Origin of the sequence: Paraburkholderia terrae (genome assembly GCF_002902925.1) — a bacterium.
Lineage (GTDB): Bacteria > Pseudomonadota > Gammaproteobacteria > Burkholderiales > Burkholderiaceae > Paraburkholderia > Paraburkholderia terrae.
The window spans coordinates 3,253,174-3,271,283 of sequence record NZ_CP026111.1 but is presented as its reverse complement, the minus strand read 5'-3'; the positions used below and the strand labels follow the sequence as shown (position 1 = coordinate 3,271,283).

The following is an 18,110-nucleotide window of genomic DNA, read 5'->3' as shown; positions in this document are numbered from 1 at the left end:
CAGTCTTATTGAGCTTCGGACGCGCCGGACGCCGGTTGGGCGGGCGCGTTCGACGTCGGCGCAGTGCGCAGTTCGGAATCGGGCGACAGGGACAACGGCGTGCCCGACGTATCCGGAACGGAACCTTGAGCGGATTCGGCGTCGGGTTTCACTTCGTCGGGCGAGGGCGGCTGGGTCTGTTCGTTCGGTTTGGCCGGAAGAGGCGGAACGGTAGGCAGATAAAGCGAACCGCGTTGTCCGCAACCGCTGAGCGCGACACCTGCGACAATAGCCAGAGTCGCTAGAATCGTGGCCGTGGCGCTCGTCCGGAAAACGACTCGCATGACTGTCCCTGAATAATTAATCGCTGGAGTTTAGCATGTCCGACAGTGAATACCTGACCCGTGCCGAGGCTGTGCTGGCAGCCATCGAACGCTCGCTTGACGATACGGACGCCGACATCGAATTCGAGCGCAGCGGCAACGTGCTGACGCTCGAATTCGAGAACGGCACGAAGATCATCGTGAATCTTCAGCCGCCGATGCAGGAGATCTGGATCGCCGCAAAGTCGGGCGGATACCACTTCCGTTTTGTCGACGGCGCGTGGCGCGACACACGCAATGGCACCGAGTTCTACGCGGCGCTGTCCGAATACGCGACGCAGCAGGCAGGCGAAGACGTCCAGATTGCGCCCTGAGCATTTCGCATCGGCGCCCATGAAGCCGATGCGCGTTTGCCGAAAATGAAAAAACCGCCGCGTTCGATACGCGGCGGCTTTTTTTTTCAGCGGCAATCCGGACTTAGTGACCTTTGAACAGGTTCATGATGTCCTCTTTCTCCTGCGCGCCGACCTGGGCCGGCGCACCGCTTGCCGCGCCGCTCGCTTCCGGCGGTGGCAGTGTCACCCCGACCGTCGACACGAAGCCATTGCCCGGCGTGAAGTCGTCGAAATACAACTCGTCGCTGATCGATACGACGTCTTCCGGCATCGGCATCTTGTACTCGGGCACGCCCTTGAGCGCGCGTCCCATGTAGTCGATCCACACGGGCAGCGCGAGCCCGCCGCCCGTTTCCTTGTCGCCGAGACTGCGCGGGTTGTCGTAGCCCATCCACGCGATCGCGCAAAGCGTGTGCTGATAGCCGGCGAACCACGCGTCGCGCGAGTCGTTGGTGGTGCCCGTCTTGCCCGCGAGGTCCGTGCGCTTCAGAACGTTCGACTTCGCGCCCGTGCCGCGCTGCGCGACGCTCGTCAGCAAGCTGTTCATCACGTACGCGTTGCGCGGCTCGATTGCGTGGGGCGCGTTGCTGCCCGCGACGAGTGGGTCCGCATGCGCCACCACCACGCCGCGCTGATCGGTGACTTCGGCGATCAGATACGAATTCACGCGATAGCCGCCATTCGCGAACACCGAGTAGCCAGCCGCCATCTGCAGCGGCGTGACGAGGCCTGCACCGAGCGCCATCGGCAGATACGCGGGGTGACGCTCCGCATCGAAACCGAAGCGCGTGATGTACTGCTGCGCGTACTTCGTGCCGATGTGGTTGAGGATGCGGATCGATACGAGGTTCTTCGACTTCTGCAGCGCAGTGCGCATCGACATGGGGCCATCGAAGCCGCCGCCGTAGTTCTTCGGCTCCCACGCCTGGCCACCTGTTTCAGCTGCGCTGAAGAAGAGCGGCGCGTCGTTGATGACGGTTGCCGGTCCCAAACCCTTTTCTAGCGACGCCGAATAGATGAACGGCTTGAAGCTCGAACCCGGCTGCCGCCATGCCTGCGTCACGTGATTGAACTTGTTCTTGTTGAAGTCGAAGCCACCAACCAGCGCGCGGATCGCGCCATCCTGCGGCACGACGGATACGAACGCACCTTCGATCTGCGGCAACTGCGTAATCGACCAGTTGCCGTCGTCGTTCTTCACGATACGGATGATCGCGCCCGGCCGCACGCGCTGGTTCGGCTGCGCGCGCGTGCTCAGTGCGAATGTTGCATAGCGCAGCCCGTCGCCCTGGATCGTCACGGCGTTGCCGTCGATCAGCGTCGCCTGCACCTGCTTCGGACTGGCCAACGTCACCACAGCTGCGATGATCTCGCCGTTGTCGGGATGTTCGAGCAATGCGTCGTCGATCGCCTGCTCGCGTTCGTCAGCGTCGGTCGGCAGGTCGATGAACGCTTCCGGACCGCGATAGCCGTGGCGCCGTTCATAGTCCATCAAGCCTTTGCGCAGCGCCCGGTATGCGGCGTCCTGATCGGCGGAATCGATGGTCGTCACGACGTTCAGGCCGCGCGTGTACGCCTCTTCGCGATACTGCGCGTACATCATCTGCCGCACCATTTCCGCGACGTACTCCGCATGCACGCTGAACTCCTTGCCCGCGCCCTTGACGATGAGCGGCTGGCGGCTCGCCGTGTCGTACTGGTCCTGCGTGATATAGCCCAACTCCAGCATGCGCTGAAGGATGTATTCCTGACGCACTTTCGCGCGCTTCGGATTCACCACCGGGTTATACGCGGACGGCGCTTTCGGCAGACCGGCGAGCATCGCGCATTCGGCCAGCGACAGGTCTTTCAGGTCCTTGCCGAAGTACACGCGCGCCGCGCTCGCGAAGCCGTACGCACGCTGGCCGAGATAGATCTGATTCATGTACACCTCGAGAATCTGATCTTTGCTCAGCTTCGATTCGATCTTGTACGCGAGCAGCATCTCGTAGATCTTGCGCGTGTAGGTCTTCTCGCTGGACAGGAAGAAGTTGCGCGCAACCTGCATCGTGATCGTGCTTGCGCCCTGCGTTGCGTGGCCGTTCGTGAGCGCGACCACGCCGGCGCGTGCGATACCCATCAGATCGACGCCGCCGTGATCGTAAAAGCGCGCGTCTTCGATGGCGAGTACTGCCTTCTTGAGATTGTCCGGCACCTCGCGCATGTGGACGATGTCGCGCCGCTCTTCGCCGAATTCGCCGATCAGCACGTGATCTGCGGTGTAGATGCGCAGCGGCACCTTCGGACGATAGTCGGTCAACGCGTCGAGCGAAGGCAGATTGGGCGTGGCGACGACCAGCGCGTAACCCAGCACGAGCAGGACGCAGAGGATCCCGGCGAAGATCAGCCCGACGAAGCCAAGGATGATCTTCAGCCAGAGCGGACGCTTGCGCTTCTGGGGTGCTGGAGGCGGAGACGTAGGAGTCGTGGATTGCATATGAACACCAGAAAACGGTCCCGCGATTATAGCCGCCCGACCCGGCAGCTTTCGGCATGCTTACGGCCGACGCGGTCCGCACGGCTATGAGAACACTGTAGTGCCTTTGATTGTCGCCCGATATCAGTTACCCGACCATTAGCCATTCGGCTGAATTTCGCTTGTGTGTCGCGCTGCGCAGAATGCCTTCCGTTGCCCGCGTTCTCTCGAAGCCGCGGGCCTTCAGTTTCCGTTGGTATCTGAGGGAGGAAGGAATGGCGTTGAAACACTCGTTACGAATGGCGATGCGGCGTCAGGCAGTCGGCATCGATGTCGGCGCGCAAGCGGTGAGGATCGTGGCGCTGAGCAGCAGCGCGCGAAAGATGGGACCCGTACGCATCGAATGCGTGGCTTTGGAGCCGCTCGCGCCGGGCGCGATGGCTGGCGCGGAGATCGTCGACCGGCAAGCGGTGGCGCGCGCGTTGTCCGAGGCATTCTGCCATGTGCCCGAGCAATGCATGTCGGCGGCACTGCGTTGCGCAATGGCGATTCCGGGGTCCGCGACTTTCACGGCGCATCTGCCCGTCAATCACGTGAGCGGCCCGCATGGTTCCGCTGCGTCGATCGAGCCTACGGTGCTGATGGAAGCCGAGCGCGTCGCGGGCATCGAGCGTCATGCGCTCGCCGTCGACTGGTATGTCGACGAGTCGCCGCCGCATCTTCGCACGGTGTCGATTGCCGCGACGGCGCGTGAGCATCTCGAAGCGCGCATCGAAAGCGCGGCGATGGCGGGCGTGACGCTGACAACGGTCGACGTCGAGCCGCATGCGGCGTTGCGCGCGCTGCGTCACGCGGCGACCTTCGAACTCGAACTGCACGAACCGTATGCGGCGATCTGGATCGGCAGTGATGGCGTGTACGGCTGGCGCATCGAAGGGGAAACGATCGCGGAAGAAATCCGTTATCCATCGCCCGAATATTCGTGCGTCGCCGATGCGTTGCGCGATCTCGCGGAAAACAACCTGAACGTGTGCGCGCTGGTGGGCGGCGAAATCGAACTGCTCGAAGGCGTGTGCTTTTCGCTTGCAGATATCGGTGATGTGCTGGGCTGTTCCGTGTTGCCCTTCGACTGCTCTTCGCTCAGCGACGGCAACGTGATACCCGACTCGGATCTGTTGCATGAGCCTTCGTTCGCGGTTGCGTTCGGTCTTGCATTGCGGGGCATGACGCAATGACCTTCGCCCACGGTTTCAATCTGTTGCCGCACCGGCAGCGCGATGCGCGGCTCGCGCGTCGGCGCCGTTATGTCGAATGGACGAGCGCGGCGCTGTGTGGTTGCGCCGCAGTGGCGTTGCTGGTGACGTGGCAGACGTTCGAACGGGTGCGTATCGACCGGGAGCGCGCGGCGATCGGGCAACGTCTTGCTGTGCTCGCGCCGCCGCTTGTCGAGTACACGCGGCTTGTCGGCGAGGCACGCGACGAGCGCTTGAGGAGCGAGCGCGCCGCGACGCTTTCCGAACCGCTTACGCACTTGCTCGATCTGCTCGACGCGTTGAGCCGGGAGTCGTCGGAGGCTGTCGTCCTCAGGCAGTTGCGGCAACGCGAGCGCGATACGGAACTGCTTGCCGGTTCTTCCGATCATGCCGCGTCGGCGGCGTGGCTGAACCGCCTCGCCGCATTGAAGGGCGTGAAGGATTCGGACTTGAGCGACGTGCATCGCGCGACGGATGCATCGACGGCGTTCGAAATCAAAGCACATCTGAAATGGGACGGGCCGCCTGATAAACCCCGGGCGCCGGTAGCGGCTCATCAGAACAAGAGAGGGAAGCAATGAACACGACTATTGCTGGCCGCATCGGCATGCCGGCGTCGCGCGAGCGGTTCGGACGCACGCTCGTCGAGCGCCTGCGCGTGCCGCTCGAAACATGGAGCATGCGACGGCGCTGGGCTGTCGCATTGTGCATCGCTGTCGCTGCTTTCGTGTTCGGCGCGAATGCATGGCTCGCCACGGATATGAGCGGCGTACAGTCGAGCCGCGAAATGTTATCTGCCGCGCAACGCAATCTGGGCGAAGCCGAAGCGGCCGTCGCGCAGTTGCCTGCATTGCGTCAGGCGGCGAGCGTCGCGCCGATGCCTTCGAACTGGACCTCGGCGGACGACATACGCGTGATTTCGCAGCTCGCGGCACGCAATGACGTAACGCTGCTTGTAATCGAGCCGGGCGTCGTCACTGGCAGCGGACTCGACGTGATGCGTCCGCTGCGTATGACGGCTCAAGCCGACTTCGATCATGCCGTCGATTTTTTCGAAGGGCTTGCGAGTTTGCCAGTCCTCGTCGTGTCCGAAGAAGTGACGCTCAAGCGTCAGGGCGAGGCCTTGTCAATCAACGCGACACTGCATTCGTACAGCGCGGTTCATCCCCTGGGGAATGCCGCGCATCGAACGGTGCGTGATGATCCTGACGCGTTCGATCCCGACGAAGAGATCGTGTTCTACGATCCGTTTCAACCTGCGGCGTTTGCGTCAGCACAGGAGAGCGCTTTGTCATCGATGCGGCTGGTCGGCCTTCTGGTCGACCGCCTGCGCGGTCTCGCGCTGATCGAAGCGGGCGACAACGCAGAGACGCTCGAACCCGGACAGCGGTGGGGCGACGAGCGGGTTGCGCATGTCGACGCACGCGCCCTCACGCTTGCCAAGCGCGATGGCAGCGTGTATTCGCTGACGCTCGCGGAGGCCGTCGAATGATGCGGCTCAACGTCATGCGTTCGATGCTCGTGTGCGTTGCTTTCGTCGCCATGGCGGCGCGCGCATCGTTACCGCCGCTTCCCGCCGACATGCCGTTCGACGACGCGCTTACGCCCGCCGGCATGCCACCGTTGCCGCGCGCGGTTACGACGGACGTCGCCAATCCGTTCACGCCGGATGCAACCGACGAAGCCGCCGCGCCGGGGCGAGAAGCGGATGCATCGGCGGATGCTGCGCATCCGTCTTCCACCGCACGCGACGAAGCCGAGCCGAAACGCCTGGACGAGGCGCGCACGGATGCGCTCGAAGGCCCGCCCGTCCCGCTCGCGCCCGCCGCGCGTCTGAGCACGAACGCTACGCCGTCGTTTCCCGCCGACAGCCCGATCACGCTGCATTTCCAGCACGCCGAACTGGGTGCCGTGCTCGGCGCGTTCGCGAAGTTCACCGGCCTGAATATCGTCGCCAGCGACAAGGCGCGCGGCGCGGTCACGCTGCATCTGGACAACGTACCGTGGCGCGCCGCGTTCGACACGCTGCTCGACGTCAACGGCCTCGCGATGGAACAGCGCAGCAACGTGATCTGGGTCGCGCCGTTGTCCGAACTGGCGGCGCGCGAGCGTCAGCGTTTCGAAGCGCACGCGCGCGCCGCGGAACTCGAGCCGCTCGCGAGCCGCACCTTCGAGCTGCACTACGCGCACGCCGAAGAGCTGCGCAAGTTGCTGACGGCATCGGGCAATCAGCGCGTGTTGTCCAAGCGCGGCGCGGCGATGGCCGACCCGCGCACCAATCTGCTGTTCGTCACGGATCTCGACGCGCGCCTCGCGCAGATCGCGGAACTGATCGCATCGCTCGACAGGCCGACGCGTCAGGTGCTGATCGAGGCGCGCATCGTCGAAGCGGAGAAGGGCTTTTCGCGCAATCTCGGCGTGAAGCTGTCGATGCTCGCCACGAACGAGGACGGCAAGGCGACGGGCGTCGTCGGCGGCAAGGACGGCTCGATCTTCGATCTATCGGCGCGGCCGATTTCGGGCTTCGACGCGGCCACGGCTGGCTTCACGCTGTTCGCCGCGCAGGCGACGCGTCTGGTGAACATCGAGCTGAGCGCGCTCGAAGCGGAAGGGCTCGGGAGGATCGTGTCCAGTCCGCGCGTGGTGACGGCGGACCGGATGAAGGCGATCGTCGAGCAGGGCACCGAGCTGCCGTATCAGGCGAAAGTCGGGCAGGGCGTGTCGGGCGTGCAGTTTCGCCGCGCCAGCCTCAAACTGGAGGTCGAGCCGCAGATCACGCCGGACGGCCGGGTCGTGCTGGATCTAGACGTCGCGAAGGACAGTGTCGGCGAGCAGACGGCGTCGGGGCCCGCCATCAACACCAAACATGTGCAGACGCGCGTCGAGGTGGAGGACGGCGGGACGGTGTCGATTGGCGGAATCTACGAGTCGGACGACCGCGATGATGTGACGCGCGTGCCGCTCCTGGGCAAAATACCGCTTTTGGGCGCGCTTTTTCGGCATCGCGCCCACCGCGATCTGACCAGCGAACTCGTCGTTTTCATCACGCCGAGGGTTGTGCAGACAAATTGACGGATCGTCGGGAAAGCGCCATGGGCGCGGGCCGAAAGCATGATCGGCGGCAGCCGCGCCGGCCGTCAGGCTCGACAAGGCAGGCGCTTTGCCAGTAAGCTGCCGCACGAACTACACCGGATTAGCCAGAGGATAAGTTGCAACCGCGGGACGCACACGCCAACGTTTTTTTTGTAGGGCTCATGGGGGCAGGCAAGACCACCGTGGGCCGGGCCGTGGCGCGCCGGCTGGATCGCCCGTTCTTCGACTCCGATCATGAAATCGAGGCGCGCACGGGCGCGCGCATCCCGGTGATCTTCGAACTCGAAGGCGAAGCGGGCTTTCGCGAACGCGAGGCGCAAGTGATCGCCGACCTCACCGGGCGCGAGAGCATCGTGCTCGCCACGGGCGGCGGCGCGGTTTTGCGCCCGGAAAACCGCGACGCGTTGCGCGCGCACGGCATCGTCGTCTATCTGCGCGCCAATCCGCACGATCTCTGGCTGCGCACGCGCCGCGACAAGAACCGGCCGCTTCTGCAGACCGAGGACCCGAAAGGGCGCCTCGAAGCGCTCTACGAAGTGCGTGATCCGCTCTATCGCGAGTGCGCCCATTTTGTGATCGAAACGGGCCGTCCGTCCGTCAACGGGCTCGTCAACATGGTGCTGATGCAGCTCGAGATGGCGGGCGTCGCCAGGCCTGCTGCGTCATAATGGCGAGATGACTTCCATGATTACCGTCAACGTCGAACTGGGCGAACGCGCCTATCCCATTCATATCGGCGCCGATCTGATCGGCAAAAGCGAGCTGTTCGCGCCGCATATTCGCGGCGCGTCGGTGACGATCGTCACCAACACGACAGTCGATCCCTTGTACGGCGACACCTTGCGCAAGGCGCTCGCGCCGCTCGGCAAGGACGTGACGACGGTCGTGCTGCCCGACGGCGAAGCGCACAAGAATTGGGAAACGCTGAATCTGATCTTCGACGCGCTGCTGGGCGCGCGGGCCGATCGCAAGACCACGTTGATCGCGCTCGGCGGCGGCGTGATCGGCGACATGACGGGTTTCGCGGCCGCCTGCTACATGCGCGGCGTGCCGTTCATCCAGGTGCCGACGACGCTGTTGTCGCAGGTCGATTCGTCGGTTGGCGGCAAGACGGGCATCAACCATCCGCTCGGTAAGAACATGATCGGCGCGTTCTACCAGCCGCAGGCGGTGATCGCCGATATCGGCGCGCTGCGCACGCTGCCGCCGCGCGAACTGGCGGCGGGGATTGCGGAAGTCATCAAGACGGGCGCGATTGCCGACGCAACGTTTTTCGACTGGATCGAAGCGAACATCGAAGCGCTCAACCGCTGCGAGCCGCAAGCGCTCGCCGAAGCGGTCAAGCGGTCGTGCGAGATCAAGGCTTCCGTGGTGGCCAAGGACGAACGCGAAGGCGGTCTGCGCGCCATCCTCAACTTCGGCCATACGTTCGGTCACGCGATCGAAGCGGGTCTCGGCTATGGCGAGTGGCTGCACGGCGAAGCGGTGGGCTGCGGGATGGTGATGGCGGCGGACCTGTCCGTGCGGCTCGGCCATCTGGACGAAGCCGCGCGCAAGCGGCTCGTTGCCGTCATCGAGGCTGCGCATCTGCCTACTCGGGCGCCTACGCTAGGCGCTGCGCGTTACGTCGATCTGATGCGCGTCGACAAGAAGGCGGAAGCGGGCGAAATCAAGTTCATCCTGCTGAAGCGTTTCGGCGACACACTGATCACCCGCGCCCCCGACGAGGCGGTGCTCGAAACCCTCGACGCCAGCGTCGGCACCTGACGCGAAGCGGCCCGGCACAGCACACAGCGGCCGTCGCATCTGATTCGGAGATATCGGTGAGTGAAATACGCAGCGACCATCTGAGCGAATCACTCGACGCCGCTTCTGCGACGCCCGCTACGGGCGTCGTATCGCTGCCCACCATCGCCGCACTCGAAGCACACCTCGCGCCGTACGCCGCGCATTCTTCGCAATCGCGCGGCCGGCGCCATCACGAAGCGCCGCCGAGCGCGCGCACCGAATTTCAGCGCGATCGCGACCGCATCGTCCATTCGACCGCTTTCCGAAGGCTCGAGTACAAGACGCAGGTCTTCGTGAATCACGAGGGCGACCTGTTCCGCACACGGCTCACGCACAGTCTCGAAGTCGCGCAGATCGCGCGTTCTGTCGCGCGCAATCTGCGCGTGAACGAAGATCTCGTCGAAGCGATTTCGTTGGCGCACGATCTCGGGCACACGCCGTTCGGCCATGCAGGGCAGGACGCGCTCAATGAATGCATGCGCGACTACGGCGGCTTCGAGCACAACCTGCAAAGTCTCGCCGTCGTCGACGATCTCGAAGAGCATTACGGCGCTTTCGACGGCCTGAATCTGTGCTTCGAAACGCGCGAAGGCATCCTGAAGCATTGCTCGCGCGAAAACGCGCGGCGTCTCGGCGAACTGGGCGAGCGCTTTTTGCAAGGGCGGCAACCGTCGATCGAAGCGCAGATCGCCAATCTCGCCGACGAAATCGCGTACAACAATCACGACGTGGACGACGGCCTGCGCTCGGGATTGCTCACGATCGATCAGCTCGCCGAAGTCGAGCTATGGCACACGCACTACGACGCGGCGCGACGCGATTATCCGCAGATCGAGGGACGCCGGCTGATTCACGAGACCGTGCGGCGAATCATCAACACGCTGATCGTGGATCTGATCGACACGACCACGCGCAATATTGCGCGGCATGCGCCCGCTTCGCTGGACGACGTGCGCCGCGCGCCGCCGCTTGTCGCGCACAGCGAGGCTGTCGCTGCGCAGGCGACGGAACTCAAGCGGTTTCTGTTCAAGAACCTGTACCGCCACTATCGCGTGATGCGCATGGCGAACAAGGCCCAGCGCGTGATCGCCGGGTTGTTCGACGCGTTCATCGACGATCCTCGCCTTCTGCCGCCCGCCTATCAGACGCCGGACGCAGCGAAGCAGCCACGCCTCATCGCGCATTACATCGCGGGCATGACGGACCGGTACGCGTCGAAGGAATACCAGCGGCTGTTTATCGTCGATGGCGATTGATGCGTTGATGCGCGGTAGATCCCGCGTCTAAACCGCGTTCACCGAACCGCGACGTCAACAGTCTGCGCAACGGCGCAACCGCGCGCGAACTGTCCGACGCCCGCCTCGACACAACAAGGGAAGCGGCGCGCAAACATGCGCCGCGCCCGTCCTACGCAGAGATCCGGGGTCCAGCCGTCGCCGGCTGGCCGCTCGTCCAGCCCGACGCCGCGTGCGTCAGCGTGATCCGCCTCGCGCGATCAAGGCGCCTGCGATCAGCGCAACGCCACCAACAATGGCGAGCGTCCGCCACGGATTTTCGTGGATGTAATCGTCGGCACTGTGCATTGCCGCTTCGGCGCGCTCGCGCATCGCATCGCGCGTGTCGTTCAGACGTGTGCGCGCTTCGTCGAGACGCTTGCGCATCTGCGTGCGCAGCACCGTGGCGTCGGCTTGCGTGCCGTCTCCGAGCGTGTTCTCGAGTTCGGTCATCAATGTGCGCAGTTCGCTTGCAATATCTTCAGCCGCGTGTCGACTGTGGCGCGCAATGCGCCGCGCACGACGGCCAGCCGTGGTCCAGGATTCGCCCAGGGCATCTCGCGTGTTAGGAAGTGCAGTCATGGTCGCTCCGTCGATGAGGGTAGTTGAATATCCCCGCAACACAGCGCGGGAAGTATCCTCTGACGCAACTTCGATGCCCGCCCTGCGACATGATTCGCACAGACGTTCCCACTGGGGGCGATGCATGCCGCATGCGGCAGAAATTGCACCGCTGGTGTGCCTGTTTCAGTCAAATTTACAACGGCCGGGCGGCGTGTATGGCAGGAATGATGTCGCGATCCGCCGGAGACGAAGGCATGCACATAGAGGTATCGTGAACGCATGGAACAACGCCGACGCGCTTTTGCACATCGGCGTTGTTCAAGCCCGAAAAACTCGTCTACCCTGTTGTGTTAGAACCGGTAACCGAGGTTCACGTACGTGACGATCGGGTTCAGACGAATCTTCGTTTCCGATTGCACGTTGACGGTGCCGATCGGCGTCTGCGCCTGGGTGTTCAGCTTGGCGGTCGTCGAGAGCGGCAGATACGAGATCGAGAAGCCCGCGAACCAGTGGTCGGTGAACGCGTACGTGAAGCCGGCATTAAACACGGGCTCCCACGAACTATCCGTAGTTACCGTGGTCGGACCATGAAGTACGTTGGCTTCGAAAGCGCCGTTCGTGATGTGCTCGTCGGTAAACGAAACGCGGCTCACGCCCAAGCCCAGATACGGACGGAACTTCGCTTGCGGCTGGTTGAAGTAGTACTTGAACAGCAGCGTCGGGCTCCACTGTTTCGCTGAGCCGAGCTTGCCATATTGCTGGAATGAGCCCGTGCCCTTCAGGTCGAATTGCGGTGGCACGCCGATCACGAATTCCGTGGCGATATGGTCGGTGACGAAATAGCCGCCGGTGAAACCGATGGTGTCGCCGCTGCCGAGTTCGGCGCCCGTGTTGGGCACGGTGATGTTGACGGGCGTACCGTTGACGTTTGTCTCTCTCAACGGGTCACTACTGGACTGAGGCGCGAGATGGAACCACCCTGTTGTAACGAAGAAACTGCCGGCCGATTGCGCGTGCGCTGTGGTTGTTATGCAAGCGAGTGCCGCGACCCCCAAGGCCTGTTTTAATTTCATTTGTGCTCCTCCAAAAAAGGCCCGCCAATTATGACCACAACGTTTCAAACAAACCATACGCGCCGGCTAGAGCGTTCTGCCTAGGCTTTATGCCGTTTTCCGGCAGACCCGCTTGGCGCGTGAGGCCGCGCCGACGCAGTTTTTCGGACCTTCGGGTATGTACCAACGCGACTTTGGATAATCCAGCATGGCACGGCTTGCACGTCTTTATGTCCCCGACCAGCCGCAACACGTGATCCTGCGCGGACTCGACCAGCAGCCCGCATTCGTCGACGACCAGGATTACGAACTGTTCATCGATTGCCTGAAGGCGGCTTCGCGCGATCACCATTTATCCGTTCACGCATACGCGCTGATGCCTGGCGCGGTGCAACTGCTCGTCACGCCCACCGACGAATCGAGCCTGCCCAAGGCGATGCAGGCCGTCGGCCGGCGTTACGTCGCGCACTTCAATCGCCGTTACTCGCGGCGCGGCACGTTGTGGGAAGGCCGCTATCGCGCGACGGTGATCGAAGGCGAGAAGTACTTCCTGCTCGCGAGCCGCGTCGTCGAGATGTCGCCGGTGCGCAACCAGTTGGCGAGTGCGCCGGAAGACTACCGATGGTCCAGTTATCGGCATCACATCGGCCTGACCTTAGACAGTTTGATCACCGATCATCGTTTGTACTGGTCACTCGGCAATACGCCGTTCGAACGGCAGCGCGCGTACCGCGAATTGTGCGAGCAGCCGCTCGACGAACGCGAAGCCAGCCAGCTTCAGCAGGCCACGTTGAAGGGCTGGGTGCTCGGTAGCGACTCGTACCGGGAATGGGCGGCGCGGGCCGCGAATCGGCGGGTGTCGCCCTTGCCAAGGGGCCGGCCGCGCAAGGTCCGGGAAACGCCGCAAACCCAATAAAGCCTTTGTGCTCAACGGTTTGCTCGCGAAAGTGGAAGGCGAACGGCATCCCTGCATGCCGTTTTCTTTTGCCCTGTTTTGATATGGCACCAATTTAAAGGTGAATAAATGCACCACATTGATAATAGGGGCCCGACCATCACATTTTGTTTGCTATTCCGTTGATTCGTCGCGTATATTCCGATTTCCGGCGTCCCGATGTGCAACTGCAATATCGCGCGTCCGCGGCCGCCCGCGCGGTCGAAGTCCGCACCGCGGGCAAAAACAAAATGGTTCAACGGCCCCACGGCCCCTGACAGACGGTGTCCCCATGAACGACCATCAGCAGCCGCTTTCCACGGTTCCCGCCGCGCAAGGTCTCTACGACCCCGCAAACGAGCACGACGCATGCGGCGTCGGCTTCGTTGCGCATATCAAGGGCAAGAAAAGCCACGAAATCATTCAGCAGGGCCTGAAGATCCTCGAAAACCTCGATCACCGGGGCGCCGTCGGCGCCGATCCGCTGATGGGCGACGGCGCGGGCATCCTGATCCAGATTCCGGACGCGTTCTACCGCGAGGAAATGGCCAAGCAGGGCGTGACGCTGCCCCCCGAGGGCGAATACGGCGTCGGCATGATCTTCCTGCCGAAGGAACACGCGTCGCGTCTCGCCTGCGAACAGGAACTGGAGCGCACGGTGAAGGCGGAAGGCCAGGTCGTGCTCGGCTGGCGCGACGTGCCCGCCGACCACACCATGCCGATCTCGCCGACCGTGAAGGCGAGCGAGCCGCTGATCCGCCAGATCTTCATCGGTCGCGGCAAGGACATCATGGTGACGGACGCACTGGAGCGGAAGCTGTACGTGATCCGCAAGACGGCGAGCCACCGCATCCAGGCGCTCAAGCTGAAGCACGGCAAGGAATACTTCGTGCCGTCGATGTCGGCGCGCACGGTCGTCTACAAGGGTCTGCTGCTGGCGGGCCAGGTCGGCGTGTACTACCGCGACCTGCAGGACGAGCGCGTCGTGTCGGCACTCGCGCTCGTACACCAGCGCTTCTCGACCAACACGTTCCCGGCGTGGGAACTGGCTCACCCGTACCGCATGATCGCCCACAACGGCGAAATCAACACGGTGAAGGGCAACGTCAACTGGCTGAACGCGCGTACGGGCGCGATCGCCTCGCACGTGCTCGGCGACGACCTGCCGAAGCTGTGGCCGCTGATCTATCCGGGCCAATCGGACACGGCGTCGTTCGACAACTGTCTCGAACTGCTCGTGATGGCCGGCTACCCGCTCGTCCACGCGGTGATGATGATGATTCCCGAAGCATGGGAACAGCACACGCTGATGGACGACAACCGCCGCGCGTTCTACGAATACCACGCCGCGATGATGGAGCCGTGGGACGGCCCCGCCGCGATCGCGTTCACCGACGGCCGCCAGATCGGCGCGACGCTGGACCGTAACGGTCTGCGTCCGGCGCGCTATATCGTCACGGACGACGACCTCGTCATCATGGCGTCGGAAGCGGGCACGCTGCCCATTCCCGAATCGAAGATCGTCAAGAAGTGGCGTCTGCAGCCGGGCAAGATGTTCCTGATCGACATGGAGCATGGTCGCATCATCGACGACAAGGAACTGAAGGACAACCTCGCGAACGCCAAGCCGTACAAGAGCTGGATCGACGCCGTGCGCATCAAGCTCGACGAAATCGAGCCGAACGCGGAAGACGTCGTCACGGAGCGCCGCGAAGCGGCTGCGCTGCTGGACCGCCAGCAGGCGTTCGGCTACACGCAGGAAGACCTCAAGTTCCTGATGGCGCCGATGGCGCAGGCAGGCGAAGAAGCCGTTGGCTCGATGGGCAACGACTCGCCGCTGGCCGTCATGTCCAACAAGAACAAGACGCTGTATCACTACTTCAAGCAGCTGTTCGCGCAGGTCACGAACCCGCCCATCGACCCGATCCGTGAAAACATGGTGATGTCGCTGGTGTCGTTCGTCGGGCCGAAGCCGAACCTGCTCGACACGAACAACATCAACCCGCCGATGCGTCTCGAAGTGTCGCAGCCGGTGCTCGACTTCAAGGACATCGCGAAGATCCGCGCGATCGATCAGTACACGGGCGGCAAGTTCAGCTCGTACGAACTGAACATCTGCTACCCGGTCGCATGGGGCAAGGAAGGCATCGAAGCGCGCCTCGCGTCGCTGTGCGCGGAAGCCGTCGACGCCGTGAAGTCCGGCTACAACATGCTGATCGTGTCGGACCGCAAGACCGACCGCGACAACGTCGCGATTCCGGCGCTGCTGGCCACGTCGGCGATCCACTCGCACCTCGTGCAGCAAGGTCTGCGCACGAGCACGGGCCTCGTCGTCGAAACGGGCTCGGCGCGTGAGACGCACCACTTCGCGCTGCTCGCGGGCTTCGGCGCGGAAGCCGTTCACCCGTACCTCGCGATGGAAACGCTCGCGCAGATGGCAGTGGGCATGAAGGGCGACCTGTCGGCGGAAAAGGCCGTCTACAACTTCACGAAGGCAGTCGGCAAGGGCCTCTACAAGGTCATGTCGAAGATGGGCATTTCGACGTACATGTCGTACACGGGCGCGCAGATTTTCGAGGCAGTCGGTCTCGCTGAAGATCTCGTGAGCAAGTACTTCAAGGGTACGGCGTCGAAGGTCGGCGGCATTGGCCTGTTCGAAGTGGCGGAAGAAGCGATCCGTCTGCACCGCGACGCGTTCGGCGACAACCCGGTTCTCGCCAACATGCTCGACGCGGGCGGCGAGTACGCGTACCGCGTGCGCGGCGAAGACCATATGTGGACGCCGGATGCGATCGCCAAGCTGCAACACTCGGCGCGCAGCAACTCGTATCAGACGTACAAGGAGTACGCGCATCTGATCAACGATCAGACCAAGCGTCACATGACGTTCCGCGGCCTGTTCGAATTCAAGGTCGATCCGTCGAAGGCGATTCCGCTCGACGAAGTCGAATCGGCGAAGGACATCGTCAAGCGCTTTGCAACGGGCGCGATGTCGCTCGGCTCGATCTCGACGGAAGCGCACGCTACGCTGGCTGTGGCGATGAACCGTATCGGCGGCAAGTCGAACACGGGTGAAGGCGGCGAAGACGAGAACCGCTATCGCAACGAGCTGCGCGGCATCCCCATCAAGAATGGCGACACGATGAAGTCCATCCTCGGCGATGAAGTCGTAACCGACATCCCGCTGAAGGAAGGCGATTCGCTGCGCTCGAAGATCAAGCAGGTCGCGTCGGGCCGGTTCGGCGTGACGGCGGAGTATCTTGCTTCCGCGGACCAGATCCAGATCAAGATGGCGCAAGGCGCGAAGCCGGGCGAAGGCGGACAGTTGCCGGGTCACAAAGTGTCCGAGTACATCGGCAAGCTGCGTTATTCGGTGCCGGGCGTCGGCCTGATTTCGCCGCCGCCGCACCATGACATCTATTCGATCGAAGACCTGGCGCAGCTGATTCACGATCTGAAGAACGCGAATTCGGCGGCGAGCATCTCGGTGAAGCTGGTGTCGGAAGTGGGCGTCGGTACGGTCGCTGCGGGTGTCGCGAAGGCAAAGGCGGATCACGTCGTGATCGCCGGCCACGATGGCGGCACGGGCGCATCTCCGCTGTCGTCGGTGAAGCACGCCGGCACGCCGTGGGAACTCGGCCTCGCGGAAACGCAGCAGACGCTGGTGCTGAACCAGTTGCGCGGCCGTATCCGCGTGCAGGCCGACGGCCAGATGAAGACCGGCCGCGACGTCGTGATCGGCGCGCTGCTCGGCGCGGACGAATTCGGTTTCGCGACGGCGCCGCTCGTCGTCGAAGGCTGCATCATGATGCGCAAGTGCCACCTGAACACGTGCCCGGTCGGCGTCGCGACGCAAGACCCCGTGCTGCGCGCAAAATTCCAGGGCCAGCCGGAACACGTCGTGAACTTCTTCTTCTTCATCGCTGAAGAAGTGCGCGAAATCATGGCGCAACTGGGCGTGCGCAAGTTCGACGACCTGATCGGCCACAGCGAATTCCTCGATATGAAGAAGGGCATCGAGCACTGGAAGGCAAAGGGTCTCGACTTCTCGCGCGTGTTCTATCAGCCGAGCGTCCCCGCGAGCGTCGCGCGCATGCACGTCGATTCGCAGGATCACGGCCTTGACCGCGCGCTCGATCACGTGCTGATCGAGAAGGCGAAGGCGGCCATCGAGAAGGGCGAGCACGTGTCGTTCATCCAGCCGGTGCGCAACGTGAACCGTACGGTCGGCGCGATGCTGTCCGGCACGATCGCGAAGAAGTACGGCCACGACGGTCTGCCCGACGACGCGATCCACATCCAGTTGAAGGGTACGGCGGGCCAGAGCTTCGGCGCGTTCCTCGCGAAGGGCATCACGCTGGATCTGGTCGGCGACGGCAACGACTACGTCGGCAAGGGTCTGTCGGGCGGCCGCATCATCATCCGTCCCACGAACGATTTCCGCGGCAAGTCCGAGGAAAACATCATCTGCGGCAACACGGTGATGTACGGCGCGATCGAAGGCGAGTCGTTCTTCCGCGGCGTCGCGGGCGAGCGTTTCTGCGTGCGTAACTCGGGCGCGACGGCGGTTGTCGAAGGCACGGGCGACCACGGTTGCGAATACATGACGGGCGGCACGGTCGTCGTGCTCGGCGAGACGGGCCGTAACTTTGCAGCGGGCATGTCGGGCGGTCTCGCCTACGTGTACGACGCGGACGGTTCGTTCGCGGCGAAGTGCAACAAGTCGATGGTCGCGCTCGAGCCGGTGTTGCAACAGGCCGAACAGGAACGCACGGTCGACAAGGCGCTGTGGCACATCGGCCAGACCGACGAAGCGCTGCTCAAGGGGCTCATCGAACGTCACTTCCAGTTCACGGGTTCGCCGCGTGCAAAGGCGCTGCTCGAAAACTGGGATGCGTCGCGCCGTCAGTTCGTGAAGGTATTCCCGACCGAATACAAGCGCGCGCTGGGCGAAATGGGCGCGAAGAAGGCTGCCAAGGAAGTGCTCGCAGCCTGATCGT

Annotated in this window: 14 protein-coding genes; 10 read left to right on the top strand and 4 right to left on the bottom strand. The window is 63.4% G+C overall.

Annotation, left to right across the window (positions count from 1 at the left end):
* Positions 1-5: 5 nt before the first annotated feature.
* The gene (gene lptM / locus C2L65_RS14500) at positions 6-323 is read right to left on the bottom strand and encodes an LPS translocon maturation chaperone LptM (RefSeq protein WP_042314560.1); all 318 of its coding nucleotides are present in this window, start codon (positions 321-323) and stop codon (positions 6-8) included.
* A gap of 35 nt (positions 324-358) precedes the next feature.
* Between lptM and cyaY the strand changes: the two genes are divergently transcribed.
* On the top strand, positions 359-676 hold the full coding sequence (cyaY, locus tag C2L65_RS14495; protein WP_042314559.1) for an iron donor protein CyaY: 318 nt from the start codon (positions 359-361) through the stop codon (positions 674-676).
* Positions 677-779: 103 nt separating this feature from the next.
* Here the strand turns inward: cyaY and C2L65_RS14490 are convergent, their stop codons facing one another.
* Positions 780-3,173, bottom strand: coding sequence for a penicillin-binding protein 1A (locus C2L65_RS14490; protein WP_042314557.1), 2,394 nt, complete (start codon positions 3,171-3,173; stop codon positions 780-782).
* 254 nt (positions 3,174-3,427) lie between these two features.
* Here C2L65_RS14490 and pilM point away from each other — a divergent pair, with 254 nt between their 5' ends.
* The 7 genes from pilM (at position 3,428) to C2L65_RS14455 (ending at position 10,542) form a co-directional block, all read left to right on the top strand.
* Positions 3,428-4,387 (top strand): type IV pilus biogenesis protein PilM, encoded by a 960-nt coding sequence (gene pilM, locus C2L65_RS14485; RefSeq protein ID WP_042314556.1) that lies wholly within the window; start codon positions 3,428-3,430, stop codon positions 4,385-4,387.
* Positions 4,384-4,986 (top strand): hypothetical protein, encoded by a 603-nt coding sequence (locus C2L65_RS14480; RefSeq protein ID WP_042314555.1) that lies wholly within the window; start codon positions 4,384-4,386, stop codon positions 4,984-4,986. The genes pilM and C2L65_RS14480 overlap by 4 nt, the downstream gene beginning before the upstream one ends.
* On the top strand, positions 4,983-5,897 hold the full coding sequence (locus C2L65_RS14475) for a hypothetical protein (protein WP_042314554.1): 915 nt from the start codon (positions 4,983-4,985) through the stop codon (positions 5,895-5,897). The genes C2L65_RS14480 and C2L65_RS14475 overlap by 4 nt, the downstream gene beginning before the upstream one ends.
* Positions 5,894-7,477, top strand: coding sequence for a type IV pilus secretin PilQ (locus C2L65_RS14470; protein WP_042314553.1), 1,584 nt, complete (start codon positions 5,894-5,896; stop codon positions 7,475-7,477). The genes C2L65_RS14475 and C2L65_RS14470 overlap by 4 nt, the downstream gene beginning before the upstream one ends.
* A gap of 137 nt (positions 7,478-7,614) precedes the next feature.
* The gene (locus tag C2L65_RS14465) at positions 7,615-8,166 is read left to right on the top strand and encodes a shikimate kinase (RefSeq protein ID WP_042314552.1); all 552 of its coding nucleotides are present in this window, start codon (positions 7,615-7,617) and stop codon (positions 8,164-8,166) included.
* A gap of 16 nt (positions 8,167-8,182) precedes the next feature.
* Positions 8,183-9,265 (top strand): 3-dehydroquinate synthase, encoded by a 1,083-nt coding sequence (gene aroB, locus C2L65_RS14460; protein ID WP_042314551.1) that lies wholly within the window; start codon positions 8,183-8,185, stop codon positions 9,263-9,265.
* An 80-nt stretch (positions 9,266-9,345) separates the two neighbouring features.
* Positions 9,346-10,542 (top strand): deoxyguanosinetriphosphate triphosphohydrolase, encoded by a 1,197-nt coding sequence (locus C2L65_RS14455; RefSeq protein WP_233446512.1) that lies wholly within the window; start codon positions 9,346-9,348, stop codon positions 10,540-10,542.
* A 216-nt stretch (positions 10,543-10,758) separates the two neighbouring features.
* Here the strand turns inward: C2L65_RS14455 and C2L65_RS14450 are convergent, their stop codons facing one another.
* Both C2L65_RS14450 and C2L65_RS14445 read right to left on the bottom strand, forming a co-directional pair.
* Positions 10,759-11,142 (bottom strand): ElaB/YgaM/YqjD family protein, encoded by a 384-nt coding sequence (locus tag C2L65_RS14450; RefSeq protein ID WP_042314549.1) that lies wholly within the window; start codon positions 11,140-11,142, stop codon positions 10,759-10,761.
* 332 nt (positions 11,143-11,474) lie between these two features.
* Positions 11,475-12,197, bottom strand: coding sequence for an OmpW/AlkL family protein (locus tag C2L65_RS14445; protein ID WP_042314548.1), 723 nt, complete (start codon positions 12,195-12,197; stop codon positions 11,475-11,477).
* 187 nt (positions 12,198-12,384) lie between these two features.
* Here C2L65_RS14445 and C2L65_RS14440 point away from each other — a divergent pair, with 187 nt between their 5' ends.
* Entirely contained in the window at positions 12,385-13,092 is a 708-nt protein-coding gene (locus C2L65_RS14440; protein WP_007585301.1) for a transposase, read from the top strand.
* A gap of 310 nt (positions 13,093-13,402) precedes the next feature.
* Complete coding sequence (locus C2L65_RS14435; protein WP_042314547.1) at positions 13,403-18,106, top strand: glutamate synthase-related protein; 4,704 nt, start codon at positions 13,403-13,405, stop codon at positions 18,104-18,106.
* Positions 18,107-18,110 lie beyond the last annotated feature (4 nt).

Coding starts and splice junctions, on each gene's coding strand:
- lptM (WP_042314560.1), bottom strand. CDS start 323: ATGCGAGTCGTTTTCCGGACGAGCGCCACGGCCACGATTCTAGCGACT.
- cyaY (WP_042314559.1), top strand. CDS start 359: ATGTCCGACAGTGAATACCTGACCCGTGCCGAGGCTGTGCTGGCAGCC.
- C2L65_RS14490 (WP_042314557.1), bottom strand. CDS start 3,173: ATGCAATCCACGACTCCTACGTCTCCGCCTCCAGCACCCCAGAAGCGC.
- pilM (WP_042314556.1), top strand. CDS start 3,428: ATGGCGTTGAAACACTCGTTACGAATGGCGATGCGGCGTCAGGCAGTC.
- C2L65_RS14480 (WP_042314555.1), top strand. CDS start 4,384: ATGACCTTCGCCCACGGTTTCAATCTGTTGCCGCACCGGCAGCGCGAT.
- C2L65_RS14475 (WP_042314554.1), top strand. CDS start 4,983: ATGAACACGACTATTGCTGGCCGCATCGGCATGCCGGCGTCGCGCGAG.
- C2L65_RS14470 (WP_042314553.1), top strand. CDS start 5,894: ATGATGCGGCTCAACGTCATGCGTTCGATGCTCGTGTGCGTTGCTTTC.
- aroB (WP_042314551.1), top strand. CDS start 8,183: ATGATTACCGTCAACGTCGAACTGGGCGAACGCGCCTATCCCATTCAT.
- C2L65_RS14450 (WP_042314549.1), bottom strand. CDS start 11,142: ATGACTGCACTTCCTAACACGCGAGATGCCCTGGGCGAATCCTGGACC.
- C2L65_RS14445 (WP_042314548.1), bottom strand. CDS start 12,197: ATGAAATTAAAACAGGCCTTGGGGGTCGCGGCACTCGCTTGCATAACA.
- C2L65_RS14440 (WP_007585301.1), top strand. CDS start 12,385: ATGGCACGGCTTGCACGTCTTTATGTCCCCGACCAGCCGCAACACGTG.
- C2L65_RS14435 (WP_042314547.1), top strand. CDS start 13,403: ATGAACGACCATCAGCAGCCGCTTTCCACGGTTCCCGCCGCGCAAGGT.